General features: G+C 37.7%; 24 protein-coding genes and 2 pseudogenes. 4 read left to right on the forward strand and 22 right to left on the reverse strand.

Features of this window, described 5'->3' with window-relative positions; genetic code table 11:
• Positions 1-16: 16 nt before the first annotated feature.
• The 8 genes from hrcA to O3626_RS06870 form a co-directional block, all read right to left on the reverse strand.
• A complete protein-coding gene (gene hrcA, locus O3626_RS06835; protein ID WP_045759110.1) occupies positions 17-1,051 on the reverse strand; it encodes a heat-inducible transcriptional repressor HrcA in 1,035 nt (344 codons plus the stop codon).
• Between the two features lie 168 nt (positions 1,052-1,219).
• Positions 1,220-1,999: a M15 family metallopeptidase gene (locus O3626_RS06840; protein ID WP_315377533.1), complete on the reverse strand. Its 780-nt coding sequence runs from the start codon at positions 1,997-1,999 to the stop codon at positions 1,220-1,222.
• Complete coding sequence (locus O3626_RS06845) at positions 1,983-2,684, reverse strand: histidine phosphatase family protein (RefSeq protein ID WP_371496039.1); 702 nt, start codon at positions 2,682-2,684, stop codon at positions 1,983-1,985. The genes O3626_RS06840 and O3626_RS06845 overlap by 17 nt, the downstream gene beginning before the upstream one ends.
• Before the next feature lie 123 nt (positions 2,685-2,807).
• Positions 2,808-3,497 (reverse strand): histidine phosphatase family protein, encoded by a 690-nt coding sequence (locus O3626_RS06850; RefSeq protein WP_371496041.1) that lies wholly within the window; start codon positions 3,495-3,497, stop codon positions 2,808-2,810.
• An 81-nt stretch (positions 3,498-3,578) separates the two neighbouring features.
• Complete coding sequence (locus O3626_RS06855; protein ID WP_371496043.1) at positions 3,579-4,916, reverse strand: PFL family protein; 1,338 nt, start codon at positions 4,914-4,916, stop codon at positions 3,579-3,581.
• 18 nt (positions 4,917-4,934) lie between these two features.
• On the reverse strand, positions 4,935-5,201 hold the full coding sequence (locus tag O3626_RS06860; RefSeq protein ID WP_003004214.1) for an ACT domain-containing protein: 267 nt from the start codon (positions 5,199-5,201) through the stop codon (positions 4,935-4,937).
• Positions 5,202-5,482: 281 nt separating this feature from the next.
• Entirely contained in the window at positions 5,483-6,604 is a 1,122-nt protein-coding gene (locus O3626_RS06865) for a VanZ family protein (protein WP_371496046.1), read from the reverse strand.
• A gap of 144 nt (positions 6,605-6,748) precedes the next feature.
• Complete coding sequence (locus O3626_RS06870; protein WP_254728391.1) at positions 6,749-7,339, reverse strand: rhomboid family intramembrane serine protease; 591 nt, start codon at positions 7,337-7,339, stop codon at positions 6,749-6,751.
• Positions 7,340-7,656: 317 nt separating this feature from the next.
• On the opposite strand from O3626_RS06870, the gene O3626_RS06875 reads away from it, so the two are divergent.
• Complete coding sequence (locus O3626_RS06875) at positions 7,657-7,860, forward strand: CsbD family protein (RefSeq protein WP_049471982.1); 204 nt, start codon at positions 7,657-7,659, stop codon at positions 7,858-7,860.
• Positions 7,861-8,414: 554 nt separating this feature from the next.
• On the opposite strand, the gene O3626_RS06880 is transcribed toward O3626_RS06875, so the two are convergent.
• The 12 genes and pseudogenes from O3626_RS06880 to O3626_RS06935 all read right to left on the reverse strand — a co-directional run bounded on the left by O3626_RS06880 (position 8,415) and on the right by O3626_RS06935 (position 16,847).
• Entirely contained in the window at positions 8,415-8,735 is a 321-nt protein-coding gene (locus O3626_RS06880) for a hypothetical protein (protein ID WP_002893753.1), read from the reverse strand.
• Between the two features lie 33 nt (positions 8,736-8,768).
• Positions 8,769-8,903: a hypothetical protein gene (locus O3626_RS06885; protein ID WP_023024363.1), complete on the reverse strand. Its 135-nt coding sequence runs from the start codon at positions 8,901-8,903 to the stop codon at positions 8,769-8,771.
• A gap of 43 nt (positions 8,904-8,946) precedes the next feature.
• Positions 8,947-9,285, reverse strand: a complete 339-nt coding sequence (gene cadX / locus O3626_RS06890; RefSeq protein WP_000711078.1) for a Cd(II)/Zn(II)-sensing metalloregulatory transcriptional regulator CadX — start codon at positions 9,283-9,285, stop codon at positions 8,947-8,949.
• Between the two features lie 11 nt (positions 9,286-9,296).
• Positions 9,297-9,911, reverse strand: a complete 615-nt coding sequence (locus O3626_RS06895; RefSeq protein WP_002911684.1) for a CadD family cadmium resistance transporter — start codon at positions 9,909-9,911, stop codon at positions 9,297-9,299.
• 299 nt (positions 9,912-10,210) lie between these two features.
• Positions 10,211-12,274, reverse strand: a complete 2,064-nt coding sequence (locus O3626_RS06900) for a heavy metal translocating P-type ATPase (protein WP_002893754.1) — start codon at positions 12,272-12,274, stop codon at positions 10,211-10,213.
• Between the two features lies 1 nt (position 12,275).
• Positions 12,276-12,554, reverse strand: coding sequence for a DUF6110 family protein (locus O3626_RS06905; RefSeq protein WP_002893755.1), 279 nt, complete (start codon positions 12,552-12,554; stop codon positions 12,276-12,278).
• Positions 12,555-12,734: 180 nt separating this feature from the next.
• Positions 12,735-13,325 (reverse strand): annotated as a pseudogene (locus tag O3626_RS06910) (transposase); the annotation flags it as partial.
• Between the two features lie 489 nt (positions 13,326-13,814).
• On the reverse strand, positions 13,815-14,864 hold the full coding sequence (locus O3626_RS06915; protein ID WP_000126416.1) for a DUF389 domain-containing protein: 1,050 nt from the start codon (positions 14,862-14,864) through the stop codon (positions 13,815-13,817).
• Positions 14,861-15,184, reverse strand: a complete 324-nt coding sequence (locus O3626_RS06920; protein ID WP_000825751.1) for a potassium channel family protein — start codon at positions 15,182-15,184, stop codon at positions 14,861-14,863. Before O3626_RS06920 ends, O3626_RS06915 begins: the two co-directional genes overlap by 4 nt.
• Entirely contained in the window at positions 15,181-15,540 is a 360-nt protein-coding gene (locus O3626_RS06925; RefSeq protein WP_000397555.1) for a hypothetical protein, read from the reverse strand. The genes O3626_RS06920 and O3626_RS06925 overlap by 4 nt, the downstream gene beginning before the upstream one ends.
• Positions 15,465-15,767: a TMEM175 family protein gene (locus tag O3626_RS06930; protein ID WP_006151097.1), complete on the reverse strand. Its 303-nt coding sequence runs from the start codon at positions 15,765-15,767 to the stop codon at positions 15,465-15,467. The genes O3626_RS06925 and O3626_RS06930 overlap by 76 nt, the downstream gene beginning before the upstream one ends.
• 579 nt (positions 15,768-16,346) lie before the next feature.
• Complete coding sequence (locus tag O3626_RS06935; RefSeq protein WP_156671954.1) at positions 16,347-16,847, reverse strand: hypothetical protein; 501 nt, start codon at positions 16,845-16,847, stop codon at positions 16,347-16,349.
• Positions 16,848-16,983: 136 nt separating this feature from the next.
• On the opposite strand from O3626_RS06935, the gene O3626_RS06940 reads away from it, so the two are divergent.
• Both O3626_RS06940 and O3626_RS06945 read left to right on the forward strand, forming a co-directional pair.
• Positions 16,984-17,172, forward strand: a complete 189-nt coding sequence (locus O3626_RS06940) for a hypothetical protein (RefSeq protein ID WP_000171299.1) — start codon at positions 16,984-16,986, stop codon at positions 17,170-17,172.
• On the forward strand, positions 17,165-17,776 hold the full coding sequence (locus O3626_RS06945) for a Fic family protein (protein ID WP_156671953.1): 612 nt from the start codon (positions 17,165-17,167) through the stop codon (positions 17,774-17,776). Before O3626_RS06940 ends, O3626_RS06945 begins: the two co-directional genes overlap by 8 nt.
• 180 nt (positions 17,777-17,956) lie before the next feature.
• Here the strand turns inward: O3626_RS06945 and O3626_RS06950 are convergent, their stop codons facing one another.
• Positions 17,957-18,712, reverse strand: coding sequence for an SDR family oxidoreductase (locus tag O3626_RS06950; RefSeq protein ID WP_023919441.1), 756 nt, complete (start codon positions 18,710-18,712; stop codon positions 17,957-17,959).
• Positions 18,713-18,967: 255 nt separating this feature from the next.
• Here O3626_RS06950 and O3626_RS06955 point away from each other — a divergent pair, with 255 nt between their 5' ends.
• Complete coding sequence (locus O3626_RS06955; RefSeq protein WP_371496052.1) at positions 18,968-19,330, forward strand: MerR family transcriptional regulator; 363 nt, start codon at positions 18,968-18,970, stop codon at positions 19,328-19,330.
• 602 nt (positions 19,331-19,932) lie between these two features.
• On the opposite strand, the pseudogene O3626_RS06960 reads toward O3626_RS06955, so the two are convergent.
• A pseudogene (locus tag O3626_RS06960) lies at positions 19,933-20,274 on the reverse strand (helix-turn-helix domain-containing protein); the annotation flags it as partial.
• Positions 20,275-20,390: the final 116 nt, after the last annotated feature.

Genomic DNA, 20,390 nt, shown 5'->3' on the forward strand with positions numbered 1-20,390 from the left:
CCCCTTTCATTTGGTCTTAATTTACTTCATAATGGTTGCTGTTGAGGTAACGGTAGTAATCCGTTAACTTCATGACCAGCACTCGGCCGATGACATTGACCAGGCTAATCACACGCCTGTAATCCATCTCTACGGGACCGATCACATGCATGAGGGCCATCCCACGATAAGGCACTAGGAACTTGTGACTAATCACCGTCACATTTTTCAAAGCCTTCTCTTGAGATTCTGCAACCAGGATCTGGGTCATTTGGTCTTCTGGCATTCCCCCTCGTAACTCCAAGGCTACGTGTTGGGGATTATCTAAAAACTGATAGGTCTGAAGATCGGCATAACTCAAAGATGAAACCTTTCCTTCTACAAAGACCAGTTCTTGAAACAGTTGCGAGAAGACGTAATCGAATAGATCCAAGACATTGTCTGTCGTCTTGAAATAGCGCTGTACAATCTGTGGAATCTCCGTCCGCAAGCGGTAGTGGATATCCAAGACCGTATTTCCAATGAAGCGTTCTTGAACCAGCTGATGGAAGATTTCCAAGTCACTGGTTAAGAAATTCTTTGGAATAGCAAATTGTACAGTGACAGGCTTTGATTCATCCAAGGTCAGAACCGCTAAAGCATCGTGGTTGGATAAGGGAACAATCTCAAAACCAGTCAAGCGCTGCCGCGTCGGCTCAACATCCTGAATGACTGCGGTGTAGCCCGTCATCTGGGCCAATAACTTAGCCGTAGCATCCAAGATATCGTCTAACTTAAAGGCTTCGAAATCAAAGGCTTTCACCACCTGGTAGACATCTTGTTCATCAATCAACTCTAGATCAAGCGAGTTCTGAACAAAATATTGAAAACCAGCCCGGCTAGGCATTCGGCCACTCGAAGTGTGGGCCTTTTCTAGTAAGCCTTGTTTTTCGAGGGCAGCCATGTCGTTTCGGATAGTAGCACTACTGGATTGAATGACATCTTGCAGTGCTTTTGAACCAACTGGTTCGTGGGTCTTGGTAAAGATATCGACGACAAGATTTAGAATCTCATTTTGACGCTCTGTAACCATGACCTCACCTCTCTTTCGTATTTAGCACTCTAAACACTTAAGTGCTAAACCATGATTCTATTATACACCCATCCAAAGGAAAGTCAAGAAAAAAATCCAAAAAATTAGCACTCTTTTTTCAAGAGTGCTAAAAATCATTCTGAAGACCTAGAAAAAGTGAATCTCCTCCTATTTTCCAGCCTTTTTCAATAGTTGAATATATTCTTCCAATACTAGCTGATGTTTGGCCATATACTGGGCGTTTTCTACGCCAACATAACGGAAATGCCAATTCTCAAAATTCACACCTGTGATGTTGCTCTTCCCATCTGGGTAACGAAGGACAAAGCCATATTGCGGTGCGATGGCAGCTAGCTGCAAGCCCAACTCATCACTTTGACCAGCTTCGACACTCATATCGATCGCAAGCCCCGTCTGGTGTTCACTAGCACCAGGGACCTGTACCTGGGTCTGCACCTGCTTTTCAGCTTCTTCGTGTGAAAGACCACTGGCCTCTAATTGCGCAACACGCTCATTATAGAGCTCTGTTTGTTCCGCCACGCTTCGATAACCCGATATCAAGGTTTCTTCTGGGGCAATTTTTCGAGCCGCCTCTAGAAATTGACGAGTTGGCTCTACAATCCGACTATCCACTTTGATAGCATCTACATCTGTCAATTGTGGGTTCAACTCTGGCTTCACATTGTCACGATTGACCAAGATCAACTGCCAGTCTTTTGTCGAAACAGCTGGTAAATCTGATTTTTCTTTCTTTTTCTTAGAAGAAGAGGGAGTCGTTACAGCTGTTTTTTTTGCCTTCCAAAACTGAAGCCCTGAAAACAAGCTTGGTTTAGCCAAGTAAGCACCAATTCCTGATCCAAGGATCACAAGAAGAAAGAAACTCAATAGGTAGGGCCACCGTTTCTTACGTTTTTTTCTTGCGCGTCTATACTTATTTGTCATGGCCATCCTCTAAGAGTTTTGCTCCAACCTTACGATAGGACAGATCTCCAATCTTTTCAATATGAAAGGCGCCATCCTCATAGGCCAAAACCGTTACACTTCCATTGTCCAAGACCAATTCTTCGACAGCTTTCGGATCGATGAGATAAATCAAGGTCGTAATGGTCATGCCGTGGCTGACAACAATCGCATTCCCACCGCCAGCTGCTTCTACCTCTTTTGCAATAGCTTCAAATCCTTCTAAGATTCGGCCACTCAAGGCGCTCCAGGATTCAGCCCAACCCGTGGTATCCACTTCAACGATCCCTTCTGCCAACTCCATTAAACTCAACCGATGGAAATCATCGACCTTAAAGACACGGGGTAAAACCCCCATAAAGAGCTCGCCATCATAGGCACCGTCGAAGCTACCAAAACACCACTCACGAATGCGTTTATCATAGCGATAAGGAATCCGACCTGTCAAACCAAGCTCTTGAAGAACAATTCCCATGGTTTGAATAGTTCGACCAGAATCACTCGAAACAGCCTCTTTAAAAGAAAGACCTGCTTTCTTAAGGCCAAGCCCTAATTCTCGAATCCCACGCTCTCCTGCTTCTGTCAGCGGAGTGTCTGACCAGCCCTGTGCTCGCCCAATAGTATTAAACATGGTTTTTCCATGACGAGCAATATATAATCTGGTTTTTGTCATTGTATTACCTCCGTATGTATCTCTTTCATTATATCATTTTTTGTAAAAAGAAAGTAGGAAAGCTCTTACAAGTTTTGAGAGAAAGAAAAGGCTATGACCAAAAGGTCAGCCTTTTACGACGGACTAGGATTCTTGCAAGCTTTCACCGACTTCACGGTAACTGCTATCTCCAAACACCTTAACCGTCAATGCGCCATCTTCATATTCTACAAGGGTAACACTACCATTTGAAAGAGGCAGATTGAGATTTGGTTTTCCTTCAATTAGGCAGACCAATGTCTGAATGGTCCAACTATGGCTGACCACCAAGGCATTGCCTCCTCCATTTTCTTCTACTTCTTTGGCAATAGCTTCAAAACCTTCTAAGATTCGGCCTTTCAAAACTTCCCAAGGTTCAGCCCAATTCGCTGTGTCCACTTGGCAGATGCCATTGGCCAAGTCTTCCAAGGTCAAGGTCTTATAATCTTCTACATCCAGCACGCGCGGCACGACACCGTGAAAGAGCTCACCACCGTAGGCTCCATCAAAGCTTCCGAAACACCACTCGCGAATCCGCTTGTCAAAGCGATAAGGAATTTTTTCTTTTAACCCCAATTGATCAAGTATGATCCCCATGGTCTGAATGGCACGACCTGAATCACTGGAATAGGCTCGAGTAAAGTCCAAACCAGACTCATGCAAGCCGATCCCCAGAGCCTCAATGCCTTTTTCTCCTTCTGCTGTCAAGGGTGTATCGGACCAGCCTTGAGCACGGCCAATGGTATTAAACATGGTTCTCCCATGACGAATCACAAATAATCTTGTTTTAGCCATCTTGTCTCCTTTTGCAAGAAAAAAGTCTGGAGTTTCATCATCACAGACTTTTCTATTTTCTACTATTATACTAGATTTCTCTTAGTTTTTAAAGCTATGAACCGGAGCTGGAATTTGACCACCACGGGCAATGAAATCAGCTGACGAAGCCTTGTTGACCTTCATCACTGGAGCAGAGCCAAGAAGTCCTCCAAGCTCTAACATATCGCCTTCCTTACCATAAGGAATGATACGAACCGCTGTTGTCTTTTGGTTGATCACTCCGATAGCTGCTTCATCTGCGATCATGGCCGCAATGGTCGTATCTGGAGTATCAGCTGGGATGGCAATCATATCCAGACCGACGGAGCAGATAGCTGTCATGGCTTCCAATTTTTCCAGGTTGATATGACCTGATTGAACCGCTGCAATCATCCCTTCATCTTCTGAGACTGGAATGAAGGCACCTGACAGCCCACCAACTTGGTTACAAGCCATGATGCCGCCTTTTTTCACTTGGTCATTGAGCAGAGCGAGCGCTGCTGTAGTTCCATGGGTTCCAACTACTTCAAGCCCCATCGCCTCAAGGACACGGGCAACCGAATCCCCAACAGCCGGTGTTGGCGCGAGAGACAAGTCCACAATTCCAAACTCCACACCGAGACGTTCACTAGCCATTTGACCCACTAATTGTCCGACACGGGTGATTTTGAAAGCTGTCTTCTTGACTGTTTCAGCCAAGACATCAAAGCTTGCACCTGGAACTTTTTCAATAGCCCGTTGGACGACACCAGGTCCGGAAACCCCAACGTTGATGACAACATCCGCTTCACCGACACCGTGGAAGGCACCCGCCATAAATGGATTATCTTCTACTGCATTTGCAAAAACTACGAGCTTACCAGGCCCCATTGGATCTGCTTGGGAAGCTTCTTTAATGATACGGCCCATATCTCGGACAGCGGTCATATTGATCCCCGTCTTGGTCGATCCAATATTGACTGAAGAGCAGACAAAATCGGTCTCTGCAAGAGCTCGAGGAATAGAATTGATGAGGATCTCATCTCCCTTTTGGTAGCCTTTTTGAACCAGGGCTGAGAAGCCACCGATAAAGTTAATTCCGACCTCTTTAGCTGCACGATCCAACGCCTTGGCAAAGGGCACATAATCTGTCGCATTGGTTGCTGCTCCGATAATGGAAATCGGAGTGACCGAAACCCGCTTGTTCACAATCGGGATTCCGAGTTCTGCTGCAATCTCATCTCCAACAGCCACAAGATCCTTGGCCTTTGTCACAATCTTATTGTAGACTTTTTCTGCTGCCTTATCGATATCTGGATCAATACAATCTAGAAGCGAAATCCCCATGGTGATGGTCCGAACATCAAAATTCTGCTCCTCAATCATGGCAATGGTTTCTGTTACCTGTCTAATGTCCATAAATTCTCAACCCCTATCTTACAAATTGTGCATGGCATCAAAAATCGCTGCGCTTTGGATATTGATTTTGACATGAAGAGACTGACCGAATTCTTCCAACTCTGAACGAAGCTGCGTGAAATCCTTTTTCTCATCCGATGATACGACCGCCATCATGGTAAAGTATTCATCCAATACCGTTTGAGAGATATCGTCAATATTGAGTCCTAATTCTGCCACTTTCGTTGCGACACCGGCTACGATTCCTTTTTGGTCTTTTCCAACGACTGTAATAATTGCTTTCATTTCACTGCTCCATTCTATCTATTTGCTTCCATTGTAGCACATTCCCCTTAAAATCGCCCTTCTCAACTGGGAACGTTCAGATATTTTCCGCGTATCTAAAAAATAAAGGCTGGGACAAAAGTCCTAGCCTCTTAATTGTTTTTGGATTGTCGAGCAAGACGCAGTGGTTGAGTGGGCTCTACTACGCTGATTTCATCAGCTTTTACAGCCTTACTCAACTGTGCGGAGGCGGGACGACGAAATCGAATTCTAACGAATGACCGATTTCTGTCCCACTCTCTCTATTTTGACGATTCAGTTTCATCCTTTAAGATCTCTTTCTTCACGCGCACCGTACTCTCATACTCAGCTCCAGCTAAACGGTCAAACGGAAAGCGACGATTAAGTAAGACGATGGCAAGAGTCAGAATCAAATACAATAAAAGCGCAAAGAAGAGCAATAAAATCATGGATAGGGTTAAGAGGGAATTATCCGTCAAATCGCTGTTCAAGAACGAAATCAAATAGAACAATCCCTGAGGAATCAGATAGAAATAGCCGACTACTAGAATCCCCCGCCAGATGGTGCGAAGCCATTTTTGCTTTTCAAAATGCAGGCGGAATTTCAGCAAAGCCATTCCCAAGGTTTTGCCCCGCCACAAGGGAAGCAAACTAAAGTAAACCGCTAGAACCGCCACATAAGGAATCGTCCCTAAACGCCCAATCAATGCGTAGAGAATAGCTACCATTATAAAGTCGATCAAGAAAGCAAGGCCCATCCGAAGACCCGATACTCTCGTCCCCACTCGGAAAGAATGCTCGTCAATTTCATCTCGTGTTGGTAGTAACCAAACTAGAAACCAACCAAGAAGATAGCCCACTCCACCACCAGTGGTATTTTGAATAATATCATCGACATCTGCTAGGCGGTAAGGACCCGGATACCTAAAGTAGAGACCTGATAACTGGGTCAGCTCCAAAAAGAGACTAAAGAAGGCTGTCAGAAGGATCGTTTTCTTAAAACCACACTTGAAATAATAGCGCAGATACATCCCAAAAGGAATCAACATCAGGACATTAAAGGCGGGCACATAAAAAGTCGGATGCTTAAGGGCTTGAATCCAAGTACCAGTCTGCGCTAAATCAAAGGGGCTCTCCTTGAAATAATCCACCACAAAAGCAAAGGGATGGAGATTGACCATTTCCGAGTAGCTAGTATGAATCTTACTTGGATCCGGCAGAGGCAAAATCACCAGCAGATAGACCGTCATCAAGTAAAGCATAAAAGAATAGAAAATCAGCACCCGCAATTTATTGACCGAACCATATTTTCGATAATTCAAAATCATGTAGGGCAAGGTCAGCAAAAATGCCAGGAAAGGGAAGAGCTGAACCGCCGTTTTAATAGTAGAGATATACCCCATTGTGTCTCCTTTTTTTCGTTATAAAATCACCCTTTGCACAATGACAAAAGGTGATTTCTTCATTGATATAGAATATTATACGTCCTGGTAGAGGAAGAGTCAAGGAAGTACGATGAAAACCTTACTGAGGAGCCGTCTTAATAGTTAGCTTCTCCCCTTCAAGATAGTACTTCCGATAAAGACCAATAGATAACTCACAATCCCTGAAAGATGCAATAGCGTTGAGATCCATCCGGTGATTACTGGTAAGAGCATGAGACCAGATAGAAAAATTAAAAATAGATAAAACCATTTTACGGTGCGTGAGAACTCTTTCCACACGTTTGGCAGGATCATAACCCCTCCGGTCACAAAGGCGTATCCGACAGCAGATATCCCTGTTGCTTGAATGTCCTGCTCCTGGGTTAAGAGGTGAAAAACGATGGAAGAGAGGACTGTCGCCGTCATAAAAACGATCAAGACTTGTCTAGAGCCTCTTTTTCTTTCTAGCAGTCCTCCAAAAGGAAGGATCATGAGTCCATTTAAAATCAAATGGACCCATAAAAACCAGATAGGGGCTCCTTTACTACCGTGCATCAGGGTCCCGCTGACATATTGCCAACCATACACCGGCTTTGAATGAAAGGCCAATAGATCATACATAGCATCCCCATAAAAGGAAGTCAATAGACCGAGCAGCAAACAGATTAGAGCTAAAGTACTGATAACAGGATAGGTTATAAGGATTCTTTTCATATTTATCTTCTCTTTTTCAAAAAACAGCGTTACGATGTCTCCATTCACGACCATTATACCATGTAATTCAATGGAGACAGAAAAGTTTTTTGCTTCTTTCGTTTCAAATCTTTGCTGGAAAAACGAAATATCGTGACCTATTAGTCGATCATTATTCGTGACCGGAAAGCGATCCTGTTTTTTAGCCGTAGCAAAAATTTGACTTTCTATTTTAAAAAGAATATACTCATTCTAATCTGAGACAAATATTTTTTATTTTTTTAAATCAACAGTATTGTATTCAGAGAAAAAACTACTAACTTCATGGAGGTGACGCTATGTCATTAGAAGAAAAATTGAACCAAGCAAAAGGTTCTGTTAAAGAAGGCCTTGGTAAATTAACCGGCGATACAAAAACAGAAGCTGAAGGCACTGCTGAAAAAGTTGCTTCAAAAGCAAAAGAAGTTGCTGAAGATGCAAAAGAAGCTGTTGAAGGAGCTATCAAGGGCGTTAAAAATATCTTTCATAAAGACGACAAATAGTCTTTAACATCCTAGACCTACTCTATTTTCTACAGTCACATTTGACTGTGAAAGATAGGGTGGGTTTTATTTGCTTCAAATTCAGTTATACAAAAAGAACACCCCGAAGGGTGCTCTTTGTAAGTATAGTAATTCTTTCGAATTAACATTTTGAGTGCAGTGGTTGCCATCCAATCAAACATCGCTACGCTTGTTTTCTTGGGGCAACTATGCATAGCATATCTCTACGCGACTAAAGTCGCTAGAGCTATCCTAATTGCGCACCGCCAGTTCTCATACAAAAAAACACCTTGCAAGATGCAAAGTGTTTTCGTTTGTATTCTGCTTTCCAGCAACGAATTAACGTTTAGAGAACTGGCTAGCTTTACGAGCTTTCTTAAGACCTGGTTTGGAAAGTATGGATTTCAGTTGGACTAAAAACAGCGTAATATCAAGGATTTTCTGAACAATATCTACTTTTTAATTTCATAAAATCTGAATCAATATTTTTAAAATAGGGAATAGTTTAGGTCTCTAAGCATTAAAATAATACACCTAACTTTGGTCACCGTTTTTTAGTTATTCACTCTTTTTTCGGATAGTGTTTTTAAAGTTATGATGTAAAATGCCGCAATTAAAACACTATACATCATAATCGGAGGATAGAGAATTAAGGACAGAATCAATCCCACTCCTTTAATTATTAGGTCAGGTATCAATAACTTCCTATATTGTGCGGTAGCTTCAAGTAATTCTTTCTGATCTATATTGGGTTTATCAATTACTTTATGTAAAAACCAGTTTGCTACCGTTGAAACAATAACGATCAGTCCATAAAAGAGCTGTGCCGTATGATTCATGAAATGACTACTAACTATTCCAGTAGCATAGGGCATAAATGAAACAAAAAATAAAAGATACAAATTCTTTCAAATTTCTCCCTTTTCAATTTGCCTAACTTGACCTGCATTACCTAGGTCGCTTTGCTTTAAATTATACTTTTTTCTTAAACATTTAATACGAGTAGGTATTTCTTGTGAGTAATTTTCATCAAAAAATTTCATATATAATCTCCCTATAATCATGGAAAAGTAGTAAAAATAGTTGTTATCCTAGTTGATTAAAAAAATCTCTGATTTCCTCATCTTTTATAAAATAATATATAATTTTCCCCTCTCTTCTAGTGTCCAAGATGTTTTGATTGGCTAGTTTACGAAGATGGTGGGAGGCAGATGCCATACTGAGATTTAATAAACAGGCTATATCGCAGACACAGAGTTCTTCGACGGCAAGGAGATAAAAGATGATATTTATCTGTTTATTATCGGTAAATTTTGATAAAATGCGAAGTGATTTTTGGACTTTTTCCTTTTCAAGGTAGTTCGTTGCGGTTGTAACATTTTGTTGATTTATAACATCCACTTGACAGATACTATCTTTTTTCATAATTTTTTCTCCTAGCCTAACACAGCCCATAGCATGTCAAAGCTGTTGTTTTCAATCAGGATATACATCCCCAATCCTAAATAGACAACGGCAATAAACCATCTGCTATATTTTTCCAAAGTTTCTCCAACAGAAGGGACTTGTGCTAATTTTTGGGCAGAAAAAACCAAGAGATAAATCATGACTAGAAAAGTAAGTAAAGTCACTATCAAATTCGCTAAATTTAAGGTGGTAAAATATGGGACAAAGACACCAATATTGTCAGCGCCACAACTTGCAAAAGTAATCATAGCGACTAGAAAAATCAGGTTTTTATTGTCTTTTCGCAAACCATCTTTTGCAATAGCTTCTCCATCAGAATCTCCTAAAAGCAAAACTTTGAGGCCTAGGAAAATTGGAATCAAACCGAGTAAACCTAAAATCTCTTTACTAGGAATATAATTTAAGACAAATGCAAAAAGCAAACTTAGGAATATTAGACTAACAGAGCCTAGAAATTGTCCTAAATAGATGTTAATGATGTCCTTTCTGCTTTTTCTTTTGGCAAAAAATAACATTAGGATAATAAGTAAGTCTACGGCTGTCCCAGAATACAGGATTATTGAAGTAACAATATTTTGAATCATAAAACACCTTATTCAAATATATTTTTGAATGTATTCTAACATTAAACTTTGTAGATGTCAACTTAAAATCCACCAATTAATAATTGCATGTCAATATTTGTATTGTGAAACTAGTTTCAGAAATATATAGTCTTAAAGTATGTCCACTGCCAATGGTTTTTTCAATATTTAAAAGGAGAGAACCAATTTGGTCCTCTCCAGGGTATAATTTTCCATCAACCCACTACAGTTGACAAAGAGCCGTTATTCTCAAATGAGACAACTCCTTTTAGTTTTTATAACCTCAGCTTCTCGGTCTCTTACCTACTTTTAATAGAAAGACTACGAAGGACGATTCTTAAAGTAGTCAGATTGTGCAATATCGAAAGATTAGATGGGCTTAACCAATTTAACAACCCAAATCCAATTAAACTTCCATTTATTACAACTGTTTCTTGAATATTTCTTTGAATTAATTTCTGCAACGATTCAGATAAAGAATTCAATTCCTCGAAGAAATCTAAACGATTATCTAATAATAAAATATCACTCATCTGCTTAGAAATATCAGCACTTTCATTCATCACAACCCCAATATCTGCAAGCGTCAAGGCAGCAGAGTCGTTTAACCCGTCTCCAACCATCAAAATAGTTCGGCCAGCTTTCTGTAATTCCTGAACCAACTGAAACTTACCATCTGGTTTTAAATCAGTATAAACGTTGTCAAATGGCAGATCTTTAACCAACTCTTCTGTTCTAGCCAACGTATCACCAGTTGCCAGAATCAGTTTTTTCCCTTGGCGCTTTAGCTTTTTCAATGCAACTTTCGCCTCGCTTCTCAAGGGAGTGTGGATACAAAACATCCCAATTAATTCTTTCTTATAAGCCAAAAACAATAAATTGTAATGAGTCTTATATTGCTCAATCAAGGCCAGCTGCTCAGAACTAATTCTTACCTGTTCGTCTTGCATTAGTACATAATTTCCAATGACAACCGATTGACCATCAATTTGCGATTTAATCCCTTTGCTTGCAACATACTGAAGCTTGCCATGCATTTCTTCGTGTTCAATGCCTTCAATTTCAGCTTGTTTAACAATTGCATTGGCAATAGGATGATAGATATGTTCCTCCAAACATGCACTTATTCTTAAAATATCTTTCTCAGTATAATCTCCGAAAGGAAGAACCTTTTCAACCAAAGGATAACTCGTCGTGATGGTACCCGTTTTATCAAACAAGAAAGTATCCACTTCCAGATATTTTTCTAATACATCACCATCTTTAATAACCATTTCTCGATTTAGACCTTCCTTTATGGCCGTAAGGTAGGCTACAGGTGTGGATATTTTTAGAGCACATGAAAAATCCACCAATAAAAAGGAAATGGCTTTTGAAAACGAACCTGTTAACAGATAAGTCAAACCAGCACCTAAGAAGTTATATTTTACAACCTTGTCTGCCATCCTAATAAAATGACGTTGTTTTGTCTTCTTACTCTCTTCAGATTTTTTCATCAGATTGATGAGTTGCAAAATACGACTGTTTATCTGATTATCAGTCACACGAATTCTTAACTCTCCTGTTTCCAAAACAGTATTCGCACATACAGAATCTCCCTCTTTCTTTTCAACAGGGAAGCTCTCTCCAGTCAAGGAACTCTCATTGACCATGCCTAATCCTGAAACCACTTGGCCGTCAAACAAGATTTCATTCCCTTGGGAGACAACTAATACATCACCTACTTGAACATCAGAACTCTTGATGCTGATGACCATGTCTCCCCGCACTAAGAAAACATCACTTTCTTTAGCAAGAAGGCTTTGTTCCAAATCTGTTGCTGTTTTTTTTAAAGACCACTGATCCAGATGATTACCCAAATCAAGCATAAACATGATGTTGCTAGCTGTCTTGGATTGGTTCATAAACAAGGACAACAAAATGGCCGAACAGTCCAAGACCTCCATGGTTAGTTCCTTGCGCGCTAAAGTTTGATAGGCTTCTTTGACATAACCCAAAGCCTGATAACAAGTCCAAATATAACGAATAGGGTAGGGTACAAAACTTCGAAACAGCAAACGCTTAATCGCTGCACCCGATACAATTGAATAAGCACTCTCTTCTCTACGAATGGGAAGAGTCATCAAGTCCGAAACTTTCCCCTTGTCAATTTTTTTTAAAAAGGCCTCTGCATTTTCTAATACAGAGAAGCCTTCTTTCATACGTAGAGTAAAGTGCTGCTGATCCATATAAAACTGAATAGAGTCGATCCCTTTTTCATCTTTAGCCAAGGAACGAAGATAATCTTGAATATCCAAGGTCAGTGAAAACGAGGACGATAATCGGATATGTTGATATCCTCTGTGTAGCACTTTAAAAGACATATTATTCACCTGTCAGGCTATCTAATTGTTCTTCTTTCTTTTCCTGTTCGTATAAATATTTAGCGTCTTGTAAAACATCATCACCGTGTTGTTTTACAACAGAAACAGATGCATCCAGTCCATCTTTCAATTTGTAAGCTTTAGCCAAGGCCTTAGAATAGCCTTTCTTAGCTTCTTTACTTGCTAAGACTTTCAAGCCAAGCGTCCCAAATGCTACCCCTCCTAAGAAGAGAGATGATTTTTTCGCAACTTTTGCGACGTTTAATACTTCTTTTAACATGTTTATTTCCTCCTTGTAACTATTGTAGCGAAAAATGACAGCAAAAGCAATTGCTGATATCTGATATATAGATAAAATTCTCTATACTGATATTTAATTATATTATGATGAAAACAATATACTTTATTTTTTGATACTGTCAATAATTATGTGTAAACACTTAAGTAGAGTTACGGAGTGTTAATTAAATAAGCTTTCAAGTGTATCAGAACATTGACCAAACCCTTTATGGATTCGTTGACTTTGCTTGAAATTATAATCTTCAAACAACGTAACTAAGTAACGTTCCAGAGCCTCCTCATTAGGAAAAAGAACCTTCTTTTTCGTTTGATGTTTGATTTCTTTGTTAAGAGACTCAATGAGGTTTGTCGAATACATGCTGTGCCAAATCTGGTAGGGAAACTGATAAAAAGTTAAAAGATTATCCGTCTTCTCCAGACTTTCCATGACTTTCCTATACTTTGGTTTCCATTCGGCGAGAAAGTCCTCTAAAGCTTGTCCTGCCATTTCTAAATTTTCAGCACGATAAATCATTATAAATTGCCCCAGAATAACCGCTCTATCTGCTCGTTTCACTTTACTAGCTAGATTTCGACTAATATGAATTAAGCAACATTGTTGTTTAGCTAATGGGTGAGCCTGACTGATAATCTGCTCAAGCCCCTTAAAGCCATCTGTAACTACAAGAGAAATCTGTTGGATTCCTTGGTTTTGAAGCTTGTCTAACAGGGTGGACCAAGAAGCATTGTTTTCTTGAGGCAACTGTGCATAGCATATCTCTATGCGACTAAAGTCGCTAGAGCTATCCTAATTGCGCACCGCCAGTTCTCATAGAAAAAAACACCTTGCAAGATGCAAAGTGTTTTCGTTTGTATTCTGCTGTCCAGTAACGAATTAACGTTTACTAAATTGTGATGCTTTACGGGCCTTTTTCAAGCCTGGTTTGGAAAGTATGAATTTCAGTTGGACTAAAAACAGCGTAATATCAAGACTTTTCTCCGCTTTTATAAAAGCTTTTTTCCAATCAAATTCAACTAATTTTATCCGAATGGTGTGGATTTTACCCCCAAAATTACAGAGAATGGAGCTGATAAACACTAAACGTTCACACCATTAGTTAAATGATTTTTTGTTCATCATTTTTCTTAGATGATAGAACTTCTAATTTATTTCTTATTCAAGCAAAAACAACCTGCTATAAGTAAGAAAGAGGAAGATACAAGAAAAACACGGCGTAAAAACCGATTCAGTTCATTGTCCTCAATCCTTGTCTGCTTCATTTTCTTTTACGAGATCGTTTTGTGAATCTTTTTCAGAGAGTTTTTGATCAATATACTTGTCAATGTTTTCATAAAATTCCTTGGTCGCTTCACTATCTAATGTTGGCGAGTTCTGAACTTGATTCACTTTCAATTGAACAGATTGAATACCGTAAGAGGCTTGTTTTTGGTGGAGTGTTTCTAATTCTTCTTCTGAAATCGGATCTCCAACAACCGTCAAGACCAATTCATTGTTACTTGACTTGTAGACTTGATTAATAACCGTATAATTGGCGAACTCTTTTCCTACAAACTGTTTGATCCCTTCTTTGCGCGCTTGTTCTATTGTCAGAGTAACTGCCGAATAGCTAGCTGGAAGAATCAACAATACAATCAAAGATATCAAGCCAATTCTCATTTTAATGCTCAGCTCTTTAAATGAAGTTAAAGGAGATTTTCTCATCAAAATTCTTGTTCCAACAATGTTGGCTAGCATGATAAAGACACAGTTGATCAAGAAAAGATAGAGAGCCCCCAATAAAAATCGTACATTCCCATTAGCTAAACCATAGCCAGCAGTACAGATAGGCGGCATCAGAGCTGTAGCAATGGCTACTCCTGGCACGATATTGTTTGCTTCTTTTTTCCTTGAACCGATCACACCAGCAATCCCACCAGCAATAGCAATGAGGACATCCCAAATGGTTGGAGAGGTTCGTGCAATCAACTCGCTACTTGCATAAGACAAGGGAGAAATCCAGAAATACAGAGTCGAGACAAGCAAACTGACCAACACTTGAGTCAATAAAACCTCTAGAGATTGCTTGATTAAACGCGTATCAAAAATAGCTAAACCGAATCCCAGTCCAACAATCGGTGTCATGAGAGGTGAAATCAACATGGCTCCTATAATGACAGCTGTTGAATTCATATTTAGTCCGATAGAGGCAATAAAAATTGCACACATCAAAATCGCTGTATCTCTCAATCGAACATGAAGGTCATCGTATAATTTCTCACGGTATTCCCGTGTTGAATAATTGGCAGTCATTTGTCCTCTCCTCTTTCCTTATTTAAATTGGTATAATAATTAAAAATAACAGCTGATAAACAGCCAAAAAATATGAGCCCATAAATCGTCAAGAAGACACTGGTAATCCTTCCAATCAAGGTCACAGCTAGGAGATCCCCGTAGCCGACAGTCGTCGAAGTCACAAAAGCATACCAAAGACCGTCTCCGTAATTTGTGATAGCAGGTTCAACTAGGAAAAGCACGCCTCCTGACCCAAAAACAAAGGTCACAAAACTCAGAGCAAACCGAGTAAAACCCGTAACCTGCATAATATGCCATAACATTTTTAAACGTTTCATTTGTTCTCCTTATTCATACTAGCTCCTGACCGAGCCGTTTTTTTCCAATAATCAAAGTGAAGATAGGACATGATCTCCATCAGAGAAAGATAGACAAACTGATAGATCTGATTTAAGCTGATTATCAACTGATATTGTTTGAAAAATGACTGGAAGAAAGACCAGATATGACTGTCTTGAATCAGTCCCTTCTTAATATCAGACAGGATATTAGCTAAAGCTCCCAAGGACTGAAACGGTAAATCCTTGACATTTATATAGATCCGGTCCACCACATCATTCAGACTGGTATCTTGGATGGCATGAAATTCTCCAAAGAGAACTCCTGCCGCTCCAAGAGTAGAAACAAATTCCACCAAATAATTTCTGAGGAAATTTTCTCAACCTTTTCCCATAATGTGTTTAGTGCCATCCATAACGATCCCAACCAGAAAAAGGAAAGAAAACAAGCAAAGAAATTTTGCCGTAAATCCCAAAAAGCTTCAAGACTTGGTGTTGTTGGTTTTTCTAACTCTAAAACCAAGATGGTCATAATAATTGCTAGAACAGCATCTGTCAATACAATTAATCTGTCTTTCTTCATCGGATTGCATCCCCTTTCTTTTTTGTAACATTCTATCTTATCGCATAATATTGGATATTCTTTCATAATCCGACTACAAACAAAAATAAACCAAAAAGTATGTCCCTATTATACTATATTTAACTCTAGAAGTATTCATCCATCTAATTAATAAATATATCATATTTCACAATAAGTGAATACTATCAAAGATTCATCCCCTTTCACTTCATCATGTAGTGTTGCTTAGATTTATCAAAAACAACCAAATTTGTATTAATTTCAAGTATCACCTAGTTACAAAAATTTGGGGTGAACAGAAAAAGCATCCCGTATTTTTGATACGAAATGCTTTCAATAAGTTTAAATAAGTTTTAACGTTTACTAAATTGTGATGCTTTACGAGCTTTTTTCAAGCCTGGTTTGAACGACTTTTGTTTGACTAAATTTCAAAAGTCTTTAATATCAAGCATTTCTACGCTTTTCTGAAAGTGTTATTTCAATCAATTTCAACTAATTTTATCTGAATGGTATGAATTTTACCCCAAAATTACAAAGAATTGAGCTGATAAATACTAAAAGTTCACACCATTAGTTAAATTATTTTTTGTTACGTACGTTTTTCTTAAATGATAGACCTCCTAATTTATTTCTTATAGCATTTGAACAAACCTCCGTTAGAGGTTCTCCTATTGCCTCCTTGTAATTAAATCCCAATAATTGCATAGTCTTTAAAGTATCCTTGTTAAGTAAAGCAACTAATTGTTTCATTGAATCTTCTTTCCCATCTTCAACACTAGTAAATGAAGATAGCAGAGAAATAACCCGTTCTAAAGTATTATGCAAATACTCAATATCTTTATCATCAATATGTACTTTTTCATATTCTTCTTTATATGCCTGAGCAATTCTGATTGCCTGTTCTCGCTCCGAAAGCAACTCATTTACAATTTCATCATAAGTATTTCGTAATTTATCGGCATTACGTTCTTCCTTTAATGATTGAATTTTACTATTCACTAGTGTTGTTGTTCCTTTAAATGTTAGAGTTCCCAACTCAATCCCTGCTTTTACTAAAGCTTCTGTAATATATGGCTCCATGCTACACCCCTGCTATTTCTTTTTATGATAAAATTATTTTATCACAAATTCATACTTTAATAACAGTCTCTATCCTTTAGGTGAAAATACCGATTTTATGGTATAATAAGGATAACTCTATACAAGGAGGTGTGCCATGACTCTTGATGTAAATAAAGAAGAATTAACAATTTTAGGGATTCCCTTTGATAACTTTTCTGATTTTGATACTGTCTGGTATGCTATTGGGTCATCAATGATTGAAAATTATGAACCTACTGTTCAAGATGTGATTGATTTAAAAACTTATGTTATCAACAAACGAAAGGAATTGAATATTGGTTAAAAATCAATACGAAGGCTATGAGTACATTGACCCCAATCACCAATATACCTATCCAAATTCCACAGTCTTAATCAACAAACAAAATATTACAAATATTGAAGAAGCCTACCGGAATGAGCATTTATTCGTTACTAAAAGGCTTGCAGACTTGCGCTTGAAAACCATTGAAGTCTACTCCATTAGTGATATTTTAGCCATTCATAAATATTTATTTCAAGATGTCTATGCTTGGGCGGGACAATTTCGCAAGGTGAATATCTCAAAAAATGGGAATCCTTTTATGTCAATACAATCTTTCAGTACTGCCCAAGACTATATCAACCATCTTATTCATACCTATTATCAAACTGCTAATTCAAAAAATAAAATTATTAAACAATTAGCAAAAATTCTTGATAATCTTAATTATTTCCATCCCTTTCGAGAAGGGAATGGACGAACTCAACGAGAAGTTATTCGTTCCTTAGCACTATCAAAAGGTTATTCTGCACAAATACGTGTGGATCAAGATGACGAGGTTTACAATCTTTATATGGACGGAACAGTCTATGGAGACTTAGGAAAGTTAGAAGAACTACTTGGTAAAATACTGGAAAAATTGTAAATTAATCTACAAAAACACTTGTATATTTTTTAAATATCCTAAATATCACAGAAAATTATAACTTACTCAAAACTTAAAGAAAAAAAGCTTCTGAAATCTAACGTTTCAGAAGCTTTCTTCCTATCATAAAACGACTGCAACTATTAATCGACACCACATTATCTATATTTATTAAAATAATTAATGTTTAAGTAGTGGTCCGCTAAGATGAAATTCAAAATTTGTAACATCAACTAAACCAACAACTTTGTCACTTTGATATAATTCCATCAAAAATTGTGCCATCTCTTCACTTGTGTGATATTTAGCAAAATGCTCATCATAATCATATTCTTTAGAATCTGTAGCAACTTGACCGAATTCCGTTTTTGTGGCAGCTGGAGCTAAAACCTTAGCTTTTAATTGATGTTGATTTGCCTCTAGTTCCAATGCCAAGCCTTCTGTAAAAGCACTGACATAAAATTTACTTGCACAGTATGTAACTGCATTTGGAACCATCATGTATCCGCCTCTAGATGATAAGTTAATTAATTGAGCGCCTTTACAATCTTTATAATCTCTCACATATAGAGTTGATAGAATTGTTAAAGCTTCAATGTTTAGATGGATTAATGTTATTATCTTTTCTAAATCTTGAGATTCAACCTTATCATAATTTCCAAAACCAGCATTATTTATTAGAGTAGTAATGTGATATTTTTTCAAGCTTTCATAAAGAGCAAAAACATTACTGGACTTCGATAAATCAACAACTTTAATAACAACATCTAAATCCGGATAATGGTTCAAAATCTCTTGCTTCAATTTTTCTAGTCGTTCTTGACGCCGAGCAATTAAAATAAGATTCGTTCCTAATTTTGCAAATTGTCTTGCTGTCTCCGCTCCTATACCAGCACTGGCTCCAGTAATACAAGTATAATTCTTCGTTTGTTCCATACTATTTTCTCCTTTACAGATTGCTATTTGCATTTTTTATAAGAGTCGCTGCTCCCATTCCGCCACCTACACAGAGAAGCGATTCCATAATTTCCTTTATTTTCAATCAACTCATAAATTAGAGTACTTTATATCAAATTCCTTTGATGCTATGTATTTTACATAGTAAAGTGCACTTTATGTCAAGAGAAAACTGAAAATTTTTCGATTTTTTTAAAATTATGCTAAAATATTAAAAAAAAAGGGGGAAATATTATGGCTCACTATTCTATTGGAGAATTTGCTAAAAAAACTGGACTTTCTATTTCCACACTTCGATACTATGAGCAAGAAAAATTGATTTACTCACACAGAGAAGAAAATAATCGTAGATACTATGATGACTCTGATATAGCGTGGGCTCAATTCATTATTAGATTAAAAAAGACGGGAATGTCTATTAAAAATATGCAAGAATACGCTGACCTAAGATATAAAGGAGACTCCACAATTCCTCAACGACTTAGACTACTATTTTTTCAACTTGATGAAGTTCATAAGCAACAAACTGAAATTAACCAACATATTGATTTTCTTGAAAAGAAAATTAAAACTTATTTAGGTATTAATCCTAATTAGCACCATTATTATTTTCTTTATCCAAAAAAGGGATTGAAATTTTATTTTCAATCCCTTTTTATTATGCTATTTACTCTTATTTTCCTAAAAATTAATACAAATCAGCAAAAATAGAATTATTCATACTTATTTTTTTCATTTCCATTTTTAAGGTATTATCACTCACATCAGTCTTTACATTTTAATCTTCTTTAATTTAGTCATATAAATTAAAGAAGATTATTTAATTTACTCTCGTTTTCTAACAATAACTGTAGAGGTGATTTTTCACGGGCAATTTCATCACCATTCTCTGCTACAACGTATTTACCATTACCAATACTAGTCAATGGTTCCCCATCTTTATTAAGTATTGGTTTACCTTGAGTTAAGTAAATCAGTTTGTCAATTATGGCTAACTCATCATCACTCATATACTGCAATCTAGATAATGCACTAGGTTCAAAAGCAAGTTCATAGTTACTTTCAATATCATCTTTATCTTCTGCCTCAACTAGCTTACCACTAGGAATATGTTTATAAAGCTGATGGTCGGTTTTGGGAGATATGATAGGGACTCTCTTTAATAGAAATGCTAAATTATTAATCGTATCACTAGTATAACCTTCTATACTATTATATTTTTCTATTTGATGAGCTAACTCATCAAAAGATTTAACTGCTTGTATGATATTATTAGCCTTTTCTGTGTATTCATCTGTTTTAAGAACAGCTTTTTCCAGTTCAATATCTTGACTTGTCCCAAAAAGTTGTACTGGTGTTGCTTTAAAAAAGTCCGCTATTTTATCTAAGGTCGCAAAAGTTGGATAGCTTTTGCTTTTTTCGTAATCAGAAATCGATTGTTTTCCAATATTTAGTTTTTCCGCCAATTCTGTCTGACTGATCCCTTTTTCCTTACGAAGTCGAGAAAGATTAAAAGCGAAATTATGAATCATATAAGTCATAGGTAGCTCCTTAGTTTTGGTTGTTATTTATTTTAACAATTTAAAACTTATTTTTCAACAAAATACTTGACATATAATAAAAAGGATATATAATATAGATATAAATAGTAAAAATA

The sequence above is a fragment of the Streptococcus sp. 20925_1_77 genome, assembly GCF_041432125.1.
Taxonomy (GTDB): Bacteria; Bacillota; Bacilli; order Lactobacillales; family Streptococcaceae; genus Streptococcus.